The sequence below is a fragment of the Cytobacillus oceanisediminis genome (genome assembly GCF_004366035.1).
Lineage (GTDB): Bacteria > Bacillota > Bacilli > Bacillales > Cytobacillaceae > Cytobacillus > Cytobacillus oceanisediminis_C.
In genome coordinates, this window is record NZ_SOEE01000010.1 from 112610 (window position 1) to 123259 (window position 10650).

Consider the following 10650-nt stretch of genomic DNA (forward strand, 5'->3'; position numbering starts at 1 on the left):
GGATGATCCAGGTCAAAAATATGTCCTTTTCAGTGCCGGACAAGCAAATCTTAAATAATATCACTTTTTCGGTGGAACAGGGGAAATTCGTTGGCATCATTGGACCGAATGGCAGCGGAAAATCTACGATGCTAAAAATCATTTATCGTCATTTAAAACAAACGAGCGGTTTAGTGACGTTATATGAAAAAGATATTCTCGATATTTCTCAGAAAAAGCTTGCTCAGGAGTTAGCTGTTGTAAGTCAGGAAACACCGGTGCTCTTTGATTTTACGGTAAAAGATTTAGTCATGATGGGGCGAACGCCATACAAAAAATGGCTTGCCGCAGATAACCAGGAGGACTTTGCCATTGTGGAAGAAAGCATGATGCTCGCAAATGTGCTCCACTTGGAAAACCGCACGTTTAGCCAATTATCCGGAGGCGAGAAAAAGAGGGTGATGCTCGCACGCGCCCTTGCACAGCAGGCAAACATATTAATTCTGGATGAACCAACCAATCACCTGGATATTGAACATCAATATCAGTTAATGGATTTAGTGAAGGAGCTGCCGATCACGATTGTGGCAGCCCTCCATGATTTAAACCTGGCAGCCGGGTATTGCGATGAACTCCTTGTCATGAACCATGGAGCTCTATATACGGCGGGGACACCGGAGCAAGTCCTGACAGAAGAGACATTAAGAGAAGTATTCCGTATGCTGGCAGGTGTTTCGAAAAACCCATTTACAAAAAAGCTTCATTTGTTTTTTTACACAAACGATTAAAATCGAATCGAGGGACCAATGGAACATGAAAAATAGCAGAATTTGGGCATTTCTGGTCTTAGCGGCCGCATTAATATTGACCGCATGCTCAGCAGAAGAGGTAAACACAGCAAAGGTGAAAAGTGAACAAGCGGAGCAAATGGAGAAAGTGGTTATTGAAAATGAAGGGTTTGTGAATGAATACGAAGAAGCGCCAAAGCGTGCTATATCATTAAATCAGCATGTGACTGAAATCATGCTGGCACTTGGTTTAGAAGATTCAATGGCCGGTACTGCATTTCTGGATAACGAGATTTATGAGCCATTACAGGAGGCATACGACAAAGTGCCAGTATTAGCTGAGCAGTACCCTTCAAAAGAGCAAGTCATATCAGAAGAAGCAGACTTTCTATATGGGGGATGGGAAAGTGCCTTCAATGAGAAAAACATTGGAACACGTGAAGAACTGAAAGAATTAGGCATTAACAGCTACTTACAATCATCATCTGTGAAAGCAGCTCCAACCATAGAAGATATTTATTCAGACATTCGTAATATCGCAAAAATTTTCAGGGTAGAAGAACGCGGTGAAGAACTAATTGGTCAAATGAATCAAGAGATTGAAGCCATTACATCCGAATTACCTGAAGTAAAAGAGCAGCTGGATGTCCTGGTTTACGACAGCGGTGAAACAGATGTATTCACAGCGACACAAAACTTCATGAATACACTTGTAACTATGGCAGGCGGACACAACGTCTTCGGGGATGTAAAAGGAAATTGGGCCACCGTCTCAAAAGAAGATGCAGTAGAACGCCAGCCTGATGTCATTGTAGTGATTGATTATGGTTCAACAACTGCAGAACAAAAAATAGATTTCCTTAAAAAGGATCCGGCTTTAAGCCAGACACCTGCTGTACAAAACGAACGCTTTGTCATCCTGCCTTTATCAGCAGCATCTGAAGGAGTTCGTGTTGGGGAAGCCCTTGAGGTTTTGGCAAAAGGTTTTTATCCGGAGGCTTTTAAAAACTAGGTTGATTTTTTACATTTTGTTGGAGTAGAACCTAAGTTTAACCGCTGAGTTGATTGGAGCGGAGGGCACTTGACTCCTGTGGGAGCAGCGGGACAGGTGAGAGACCCCGCAGGGGAAGCCGAGGAGGCTCACCGCACGCCCCACGGAAAGCAAGTGCCCCGTGCTGAAATCGGGCATCATTTTTAAGCAAAAAATTATTGAAGGAGGGCACCTAATGACAACCTGGAACCTAACCCAAATGCAGCGTCACTTGCTTATCTGCAACGGCGCAACCTGTATGGGTGCAGGCGCAGAAAAAGTCACACAGCAAATTCGGGATGAAATCCGGAAAAACCGTTTAGACGAGCATATTCATACATCCCGTACACGCTGCAACGGCCGCTGCAAAGATAAATGCGTCGTCATTGATTACCCGAAAGGAACCTGGTATTCGGTCCAGCAGGAAGAAACAGCCCGGGACATTGTTCATGAAGCAGTGAAAGATGATTCAATCATTTACTCCATGGAACACGGCGAACGCAAACGCAATGAAAACCGCATTAAAGGAATCGATAAATACAAGAAAGGAAAAGGAACAATGAAAAAAGCTGTCTTATTTGTCGGACATGGCAGCAGGATGGAAGCTGGGAATGAAGAAGTCCGTCAATTCGTCGATCAAATGAGAGACTCCATAGACCCAGCCCTGTTGGTTGAGACCTGTTTCCTGGAATTTGCATCTCCAAATATTGAAGATGGAATTCAGCTTTGTGTTGAAAAAGGTGCAGATGAAATCCATGTCATTCCCATCATCCTATTGCATGCCGGCCACTCCAAACTCCACATTCCAGCAGAAATTGAACATGCCAAAGAGCATTTCCCGGATATTCAGTTTACATACGGCCAGACAATAGGGGTCCATGAGGAGGTCCTTGAAATATTAAAAACAAGACTAGCTGAAACCGGCTTAGATGTGAAAAAACGGCATGATGATACGGCCATTTTATTAATCGGTCGCGGCGGCAGCGATCCATATGCAAATGCTGATTTTTATAAGATCAGCAGATTACTGTGGGAAAAGGTGAATGTATCAGCCGTTGAATGTGCCTTCATGGGTGTCACGACGCCGACTGTGCATGATGGGATAGAGCGCTGCATCAAACTGGGCGCAAAAAGAATCATCATGCTGCCATATTTCTTGTTTACCGGCATTTTAATGGAGAGAATGAACAAAATGGCCGAACAGTTTAATGAAAACTATCCTCATATCTCCATAGATATTGCTGAATATTTTGGGTATCATCCAAAGTTAAGAACAGTCCTGCTCGAGCGTATGAACCAAGCACTGGACGGCACTTCGACAGGAATGCAGGACTTGGAAAATTTCCGTAAGTATGCGGAAGAACACGGGTATGAACACCATCACCATCACCATCATCATTAATTGTATATTTGGGTCAAGCTGCCAGAGGGCAGCTTTATTTTTTATCATGGATGAGTGAAGAAAACCTTGAGTGAGATTGAAGATGAACAGGTTCAGAGAATAAATATGATCTAAAAGGGTGAATTTAGTATTATCTGCAATAGGAAAGGTTGATCTTAATGGAGAAAAAATTATTGAACCTGCTTCTCGGATTGTGCATTTTTTCGGTTCCATTTTTGTTTAAGGGTAAAAAAATGAGGGAGACATTAGTTATTTTTTTCTCGAAAGGCGTCCTTGCCACTCTGGTTGACGCTTATGTTGTGGGAACGAAAAGAGTTGAATACCCGGTACGCCCTTTTTCAAGAATTTTTAAAACCAACCTGATTTATGATATTTTGTTTTTCCCGCTTTTAAGTGTGATTTGGGTTAAAATTTCTTACCATGACAAATTAAGAAATATATTCCTCAAAAGTTTGATATTCAGTGTCCCAATGAGCATCGCCCAATGGTACTTTGAGAAAAACACCAGACTATTCAAGTGGAGAAAATGGTCCATTTTCCATACCTTTAGCAGTGTTAATTTTACCTTATTCACTATTAGAGGTTTTGTTGGGTTTATCAAAATATTGGATCGACTAAAGAATAATCGGAACTTAAATGAGTTGGAAGGTTAATCAAGTTTTTGCAAACTTACCTTGCTATCTCGCACAATAAAGTCATGCTGCCATTACGGCGGCATGACTTTATTTTTATTGTTGATGTAAATCTGACTCTGTGCCAGTCTCAAAAAGGCAGCGGATATTAGTACACAACTGGAATGTATTATAAATAAAAGAACACCATGAAATAAATCATCCACATTTAATTTGAATGATTATGGTTATTAAATTTACTCTCTGTCCATAAAAAAACGTTCGTAATCACCTTAGCTAATATAATTACGATTAGGTAACATACAAAAAGAAAAAAATTATTCGTGCTCCCGTATAGCCTGAATAGACCGAGACCTATAAGAAGAGGCTTAAAAACAAATGCTAACACGCCAGCAGTCAGCACAGTATAGACATAGTAATTTTTTTTATGATTTAAAGTCCATTGATAAACAAGCATAAATGTGACAGGAACGAAACTGGAGTCAAGAGATAAACCTGGAACCATTGGAATCATAGGAAAAGGGTAATTCAGCAGCCCGGAATTTTTATTGTACAAGTCGATATAGCCAAATAGCATATGAATGCTATAACCATAAAATCCCATGAAAAATATTTTTCTTTTATCAATTTTGAAAAATAACACAATTAAAGGAATAATAAATAGCATAACCATAAACCAATATTCAAAGGAAGTGTAAATGCTGTATTCCACCCAGTAATGATTTAAAGCTTTTTGTCCCTCTTTACCCATTTTGACAATATGATCGAATTCTTTTATCCGGTTTTCCTCCACGGCAAATGTACCCCTTTTAACTGCGTGTTAGTTATGTCTATGTTTCCTAATTACTTATTTTTATATGTGTGATTTTATAAGTTTTCAGGAAGCATTAATCATTATTTTTAACTTATCGTTTATAAACAATGGTGAACATAATGGACTGGAGTGAAGGACTAATTAATTTTTTATGGAATAAATAAGTAAAAGGAGTCTAAAGAATAGGAAGGCTGTGTGGAATAAATGCAGGATGGAATAGAGAAATATTCACTTGTGGGTACAGTCATAGCGGTAAGCATAAGCAAAAGGCACACTTTCAGTAAAAAAAATCAAAATATCATAAAACTGGTGAAGGGTTTGGGGATTGAAGGGGATGCCCATTTTGGTTCAACGATTAAACACCGGTCAAGGGTGGCACAAAACCCTGACCAGCCGAATCTAAGGCAGGTTCATCTAATCCACAGTGAGTTATTTGAGGAGTTAGCAGAAAGGTTCCATATTGAACCTGGCCAAATGGGTGAAAATATTACAACCGCGGGAATCAATCTTCTTGAACTGCCTGCTGACAGTATTTTATTTATTGGGATATCTGCCGCTATTAAGGTAACTGGATTACGCAATCCTTGTGCTCAGATTGATCATTTTCAGCCTGGTCTTTTAAAGGCTGTTATTGACCAGGATAGAGACGGAAACCTAATAAGGAAAGCTGGAATAATGGGTGTTGTTTTGGAGAGCGGAGAAGTAAAACCAGATGATGAAATACGTGTTCAATTACCGCCAAAACCCCATAGAAAGCTGAAACGGGTTTAGGTGTTTGTAATGACTCCTAATAAAATAAAGTGTTATCTTTGAGAGATAGGGATGTGGATTTATTTTGAAAAATTGGCAGATTTCTATTTTAATAGGACTAATGTCTATTTTGTATATTTTCATTATTCCGCATGAGCCCCTGGCATTGAAGATTGTCTTCAAGCTGATTCCAATGGCACTAATTATTATTTATGCATTCCGTAAGCTCCCTGCCAGCCCTTCGCCGGCATTGCGTTTAGTCATTATGGGCTTATTTTTCTGCATGCTCGGGGATGGATTCATTGCGGTGTCATTTGTTGCCGGACTTGGGGCTTTCCTGGTTGGCCATCTTTTCTATTTGACTGGATTCCTGAAAATGGCGCATATCACTAAGCTGCGGCTGGCTGCCATAATCCCGATTGGTTTATATTCCTGGCTTGTTGGCCGCCAGCTGATTTCATCCTTGGCTGCTGAGGGAAATGATACGCTGGTGATGCCTGTTATTGCCTACATGCTGGTCATTTCAATAATGGCGTTATCAGCCATCCTGACCGGAAGTAAATGGGCCATTGCCGGGAGCCTTTTGTTTGTTATCTCGGATTCCATTCTTTCTTGGAATATGTTTGTTTCAAGCGTTGTTCTTTCAGATGTTTTCATCATGACAACTTACTACGCTGCCCAATTCCTGATTGCCTGCAGTCTTTCTTCAATTGGGAAGAGAGAAGGGATGATCACTGTAAAATCGGAAGTGATACGGCAATTGTAGATTGATTTTACTATAGGCTGTTAAAGGTACACTTTAGATGTAAAAAAGACTTTCCGAAATTAAGAAAGTCTTTTATTTTTTCCATTTTACTCTCCTTCAGATTTTATTTTATCCAGTCCCTGTAAACTTTCCATTTTCGTTATCCAATATCCGGCATAGTAAAGTGTAAGGAAAATGACGAAATCATATAAAGTAGACCAGCTTTTTGGATTATAAAAATCAATGGCATTAAAGAAATTCATTCCTCCAAAAGCTGCAATGGCAGAGAAAAGGATTCCTTTTAACAAGCTATTCATTTGAGGCTTTATCTGGAGAGCAAACATTATTCCTACCGGTGCTAAAGAAAAGTGGTACGGTAAAAATAGAAATGGTGCCAGAGGAATAATGATCATAGGATAGGACCATAACCCCAAAGATAATGCTGCCAGATCTATTGTAAGGGATAAAATTATACTTAATAAGCCAGCTAAGAGAAGACGCCCAGTGCTGTCCTTTTTCCTGTACTTAAACCATACCAGCCAGGGAATGATAAACAAAGCCAGTCCAAACCACCATTGCCATGTTGTAATAAAATCGTTCTTAAGGATATCCGCGAATGCAGCGCTTATCTCTGTAAACTGTTGATATGCTTTTTCAGACTTTGCCAGTCCCTCTTCAAAAGCCATATAATTCACCCTATCTTTTTCTAATTATTTTCAAGTGGAAATTAATATAACCAGTGCATCTAAATCTTTGTATTTTCTTTCTGCCTCTACACAACATATATAATGAGGAGGTAAGAAGATGCCTAACGCGTTGGAAGCAATTTTTAATATGCTCAGAATTTCATTTGATAATACAAATGAACCTAAATCTCTCTTACATGTGATAGAAGTTGGAGACCTATGGAAGTATGTAACTTTAATTGAAGAATTTATCAGGTACGAAGAATTGGGATTGAACACAACAGCGGATGATGAAGTGCGGGAAATGCTGACAGATGTAGTAAAGGTATGTGAGACACAGGTAAAAAGGGTAAGCAATTTTATGAAAAACGAAGGAATTCCTTTGCCTGACGTAACTTCTTCAAAGCCTAATTCAAGCCCGAAAGATGTTCCTTTAGGTGTCAAGTTAACAGATGATGAAATTGCAAATGGGGTCGCATTTAAATTAGTAACCTGTTCACAAGCATGTGCTAAAGGACAGGTAGACTCTATCCGCAGTGATTTAGGCCTCATGTGGACTCAATTTTTTTTAGAATGGACTGCTATAGGAGCAACTGTAAAAACATTGATGAGGAAAAGAGGATGGCTAAAAGTGCCGCCATATTACTATACCCCCGGTTCTCCACAAAGATAAAGAATCCAGCTCAAATGGTTTGAGTTGGATTCTTTATCTTTTATCATGAAGTGTTTTTTGGAGGAGGCAATAGTTAACCTGGATAAAAGATTTTGACAAAGCATTGTGAGAGGAAAAATGAAGAAAAGCAGGGCCTATTCTGTCCTTGTATTTAGGCTTAAAATCTCTAATCTTATTTACATTCATTAGCTTTATCATCTATAGTAATTGAATCCACTAATGTTATTTCAGCAGAAATTATAAATTTCAACTCCATTTTTGGATGAGGGCTATTCCCTTAGTCTTCTGCAGAAATAGGCAAATATTTTTCAGTACATCCAGGTTTGTATGGATACTATTAATGATTTAGACTAAAATTATGGAAGATATTTGTTATAGAAACATATTTTTTCATTCAATACTAATTAGCAGGTATGGTTTAGGCTCTAAATTGAAAAATATAGATTCACTTTAACCAGAGAACTGCTTTTAAAAAACGAGGTGTAGATAATGGAGCTGGAAAAGTATAAAGTTCTATTATTTGAAAAAATAAAAAGGCAGATTGCATCCTGGTTTGATGGCAATCTATTTGAATCTATCAGTAATGAAGAAGTATACAGGTTCCTCCATTCCATGAAAGGTACTGCTGGTACTATACAGCTTACTGGTCTTCATCAGCTGGCAGACAGATTAATGGCGGATATTGAAAGACAGGAAATGAAAGAATGGGATAAAAAAGACCTGAGAAATTATTTATTCGATTTAATCGAAATGAGCTATGAATATGAACATTTCCAAACGGTCAAGCAGCAGAACCCCATACGGGTTGAAAACGCCCCTCTAATTCAGCTGATTGATGATGATATCTCCATGCTGATCCTCCTTAAAGATGCTCTGGAAAGAAAGGGCTGGATGGTCATTGCCAGTACCGAGCTGGATGTTGCTAAAGAACAATATTATGACCATCGTCCAGATTGTTTAATAATAGATATTAATCTGGATGGAGAGAGTGGTTTTCAGTTATTAGAAGATATACAAAATCATACTCGAAACAAGTATATTCCGAAGATCATGATCAGTGTAAAAGCAGATCGTGAAACCAGGATAAAGTCATATAAAATGGGTGCGGATGATTTCATATCCAAGCCGATTGACCTTGAGGAATTTCTTGTAAAAATTGAACGGCATATGGACAATAAAAAATTATTTGATCAGTCATCTATGATTGATGAATTAACACGGGTATATAATAGAAGGTTTTTTCATGATAGTTTACTAATATTTATGAATGAGTTATCAAGAAATCAACGCCTGTTCTCTCTGGCTATGCTGGATATTGACTTTTTTAAAAAAGTTAATGATGCATATGGCCATCAAACAGGAGATAAGGTCCTTGTTGAATTTGCAAAGTATTTAAAGGAAAATGTACGCCAAACAGATTATGTATTCCGTTATGGCGGCGAGGAATTTATCATTTTATTCTCTGGTGCCAACGGGAACGAAAGCAAAACAGCCCTTGAAAAGATATTAAAAGGGTTTTCGGAAAAACGATTTGCAGAGGGAGAGAATGCATTCAGCGTTACTTTTTCTGCTGGGGTATTTATGGTTGATGAGCCAGAAATGGAGAGAGACATCATTATTAGAGCAGCAGACCAGGCCCTTTATGAAGCCAAGCAAAAGGGAAGAGCCCGGGTGGAATGCTGTAAACTCGATTCTTTTGCGCAAAATAAGAAAAAGCTTCATGTATCTGTTATTGACGATGATCCGATTATAAGAATGATGTTAACAAAGGTTCTAAGCAATATGGAGCTTAATCATGCAGAACTTGATATAAAGGTTTTTGAAGACGGCCGGAAATTTCTTAATTCCAATCGAATAGAGGAGAAAGGCCCTCATTTTCTTATTCTTGATGGGATTATGCCTGTCATGGATGGTCTTGAGGTGATGCACGAAGTGAAAAAGTCAAAAAGAGCAAAGGATATTCATGTCCTTATGCTGACCGGACGAAAAAGTGAGCATGATATCGCCCGTGCATTGAAACTGGGTGCTGAGGATTATGTGACAAAGCCATTTAGCCTGACAGAACTGGAAGCAAGAATTCAGCGCTTAATAAAGAGGTTAACTTAGATGCTGAAGAATGAAATATATCTTCTTGGCGTATCAGCTGCTGTAATTTTAGGATTATTAATGCTTATTCTCCTGTACCTGGTCATAAGAAAATGGATGGAGCATAGAATTCGAAGGAAAATTAATGAGAGCATTCAAATGCTGAGTCCGCAGATATTTGAATATATTTCAGAAGGAAAAATAAGCCGGCATCTCCATTTGGATAGTGATATAAAAAAGAAGGCTGCTGAAGAGCTCCTCTCAAAGTTCGCAGCTTATTTAACAGGAGAAGATGAAACGGAGAAACTTCGGGAGTTTGCTGATAGCCATCTGCGAAATTACTTTCAGCGGCAATTAAAAAGCAGAAGATGGAGCATTAGAATGAATGCACTATTCCATATCGAGGATCTCCATCTAACAGAATTGCAGTCTCATGTTCTGGAGACAGCTATGAAAGAGAGAATATCGCACGATGAAAGAGTGCAATCCTTGAGAATACTTGCGGTATTTCAGTATGAAGGGATCTTTGATCTTCTCCTTTCTAATAGTGATAATCTTTCGGATGGTGAATTAAGAAATATTATTCTGCGGCTGAATGATCATAAGTTCTGCGAGTTTATTTTAGGTTTTCATCAGGCAGGAAAACAATTGAAATATGCTGTTGTCGATGCTGCTGGAATCAGAAAAGATTTAAAATATGTAAATTTTATTGAATCGGTTTATGCAAGCTATCATGGAGAGACACGATTGCGAGCTGTGAAGGCCCTCTCCTCTTTAGGTGTGGTTAAGGACCTATCCCCCTATCTGAAACTGCGTCATTCCGGCGATTGGAAAGAGAGAATGATGGCCGCGAAGCTGTTTGGATCCCTAAAAGAGCCGGAACTGCTGCCATATTTATTGGAACTTCTCCATGATGCATCCTGGTGGGTGCGATCTCAGGCTGGACAGTCCATTATGCTTTTTCCGGACGGAAGGGAAAAACTGCAGCTTGTGCTGGAAACCTCAAATGATGCTTATGCAAAGGATATGGCTTGGGAATGGATGAATAAAGGAGATTTCGTTTAAT

General features: G+C 39.1%; 11 protein-coding genes. 9 read left to right on the top strand and 2 right to left on the bottom strand.

What is annotated here, in order from left to right; genetic code table 11:
* Nucleotides 1-2 precede the first annotated feature (2 nt).
* The 4 genes from DFO72_RS22905 to DFO72_RS30600 all read left to right on the top strand — a co-directional run bounded on the left by DFO72_RS22905 (nt 3) and on the right by DFO72_RS30600 (nt 3852).
* Entirely contained in the window at nt 3-767 is a 765-nt protein-coding gene (locus DFO72_RS22905; RefSeq protein WP_113884755.1) for an ABC transporter ATP-binding protein, read from the top strand.
* A 25-nt stretch (nt 768-792) separates the two neighbouring features.
* Nucleotides 793-1779 carry an ABC transporter substrate-binding protein gene (locus DFO72_RS22910; protein WP_113884756.1) on the top strand — a complete coding sequence of 329 codons (987 nt, stop codon included), beginning with the start codon at nt 793-795 and terminating at the stop codon, nt 1777-1779.
* Nucleotides 1780-1993: 214 nt separating this feature from the next.
* Nucleotides 1994-3199, top strand: a complete 1206-nt coding sequence (locus DFO72_RS22915; RefSeq protein ID WP_113884844.1) for a CbiX/SirB N-terminal domain-containing protein — start codon at nt 1994-1996, stop codon at nt 3197-3199.
* Nucleotides 3200-3432: 233 nt separating this feature from the next.
* Nucleotides 3433-3852: a CBO0543 family protein gene (locus DFO72_RS30600; RefSeq protein WP_309472976.1), complete on the top strand. Its 420-nt coding sequence runs from the start codon at nt 3433-3435 to the stop codon at nt 3850-3852.
* Nucleotides 3853-4039: 187 nt separating this feature from the next.
* On the opposite strand, the gene DFO72_RS22925 is transcribed toward DFO72_RS30600, so the two are convergent.
* Nucleotides 4040-4624 (bottom strand): hypothetical protein, encoded by a 585-nt coding sequence (locus DFO72_RS22925; RefSeq protein WP_113884758.1) that lies wholly within the window; start codon nt 4622-4624, stop codon nt 4040-4042.
* Between the two features lie 225 nt (nt 4625-4849).
* On the opposite strand from DFO72_RS22925, the gene DFO72_RS22930 reads away from it, so the two are divergent.
* The gene (locus DFO72_RS22930; RefSeq protein WP_113884759.1) at nt 4850-5416 is read left to right on the top strand and encodes an MOSC domain-containing protein; all 567 of its coding nucleotides are present in this window, start codon (nt 4850-4852) and stop codon (nt 5414-5416) included.
* A gap of 64 nt (nt 5417-5480) precedes the next feature.
* Nucleotides 5481-6161 (top strand): lysoplasmalogenase, encoded by a 681-nt coding sequence (locus DFO72_RS22935; RefSeq protein WP_113884760.1) that lies wholly within the window; start codon nt 5481-5483, stop codon nt 6159-6161.
* An 86-nt stretch (nt 6162-6247) separates the two neighbouring features.
* Here DFO72_RS22935 and DFO72_RS22940 read toward each other — a convergent pair whose 3' ends face one another.
* Nucleotides 6248-6826, bottom strand: a complete 579-nt coding sequence (locus tag DFO72_RS22940) for a CBO0543 family protein (RefSeq protein ID WP_113884761.1) — start codon at nt 6824-6826, stop codon at nt 6248-6250.
* Nucleotides 6827-6944: 118 nt separating this feature from the next.
* Between DFO72_RS22940 and DFO72_RS22945 the strand changes: the two genes are divergently transcribed.
* The 3 genes from DFO72_RS22945 to DFO72_RS22955 all read left to right on the top strand — a co-directional run bounded on the left by DFO72_RS22945 (nt 6945) and on the right by DFO72_RS22955 (nt 10649).
* Complete coding sequence (locus DFO72_RS22945; RefSeq protein ID WP_113884762.1) at nt 6945-7499, top strand: DUF3231 family protein; 555 nt, start codon at nt 6945-6947, stop codon at nt 7497-7499.
* 489 nt (nt 7500-7988) lie between these two features.
* Entirely contained in the window at nt 7989-9605 is a 1617-nt protein-coding gene (locus DFO72_RS22950) for a GGDEF domain-containing response regulator (RefSeq protein ID WP_243856249.1), read from the top strand.
* A complete protein-coding gene (locus DFO72_RS22955) occupies nt 9606-10649 on the top strand; it encodes a HEAT repeat domain-containing protein (RefSeq protein WP_113884763.1) in 1044 nt (347 codons plus the stop codon).
* The last annotated feature ends 1 nt before the right edge of the window (nt 10650 follow it).

Excerpts from the sequence above, each read along its gene's own strand:
- DFO72_RS22905 (WP_113884755.1), top strand. The coding sequence starts at position 3 with ATGATCCAGGTCAAAAATATGTCCTTTTCAGTGCCGGACAAGCAAATC.
- DFO72_RS22910 (WP_113884756.1), top strand. The coding sequence starts at position 793 with ATGAAAAATAGCAGAATTTGGGCATTTCTGGTCTTAGCGGCCGCATTA.
- DFO72_RS22915 (WP_113884844.1), top strand. The coding sequence starts at position 1,994 with ATGACAACCTGGAACCTAACCCAAATGCAGCGTCACTTGCTTATCTGC.
- DFO72_RS30600 (WP_309472976.1), top strand. The coding sequence starts at position 3,433 with ATGAGGGAGACATTAGTTATTTTTTTCTCGAAAGGCGTCCTTGCCACT.
- DFO72_RS22930 (WP_113884759.1), top strand. The coding sequence starts at position 4,850 with ATGCAGGATGGAATAGAGAAATATTCACTTGTGGGTACAGTCATAGCG.
- DFO72_RS22940 (WP_113884761.1), bottom strand. The coding sequence starts at position 6,826 with ATGGCTTTTGAAGAGGGACTGGCAAAGTCTGAAAAAGCATATCAACAG.
- DFO72_RS22945 (WP_113884762.1), top strand. The coding sequence starts at position 6,945 with ATGCCTAACGCGTTGGAAGCAATTTTTAATATGCTCAGAATTTCATTT.
- DFO72_RS22950 (WP_243856249.1), top strand. The coding sequence starts at position 7,989 with ATGGAGCTGGAAAAGTATAAAGTTCTATTATTTGAAAAAATAAAAAGG.
- DFO72_RS22955 (WP_113884763.1), top strand. The coding sequence starts at position 9,606 with ATGCTGAAGAATGAAATATATCTTCTTGGCGTATCAGCTGCTGTAATT.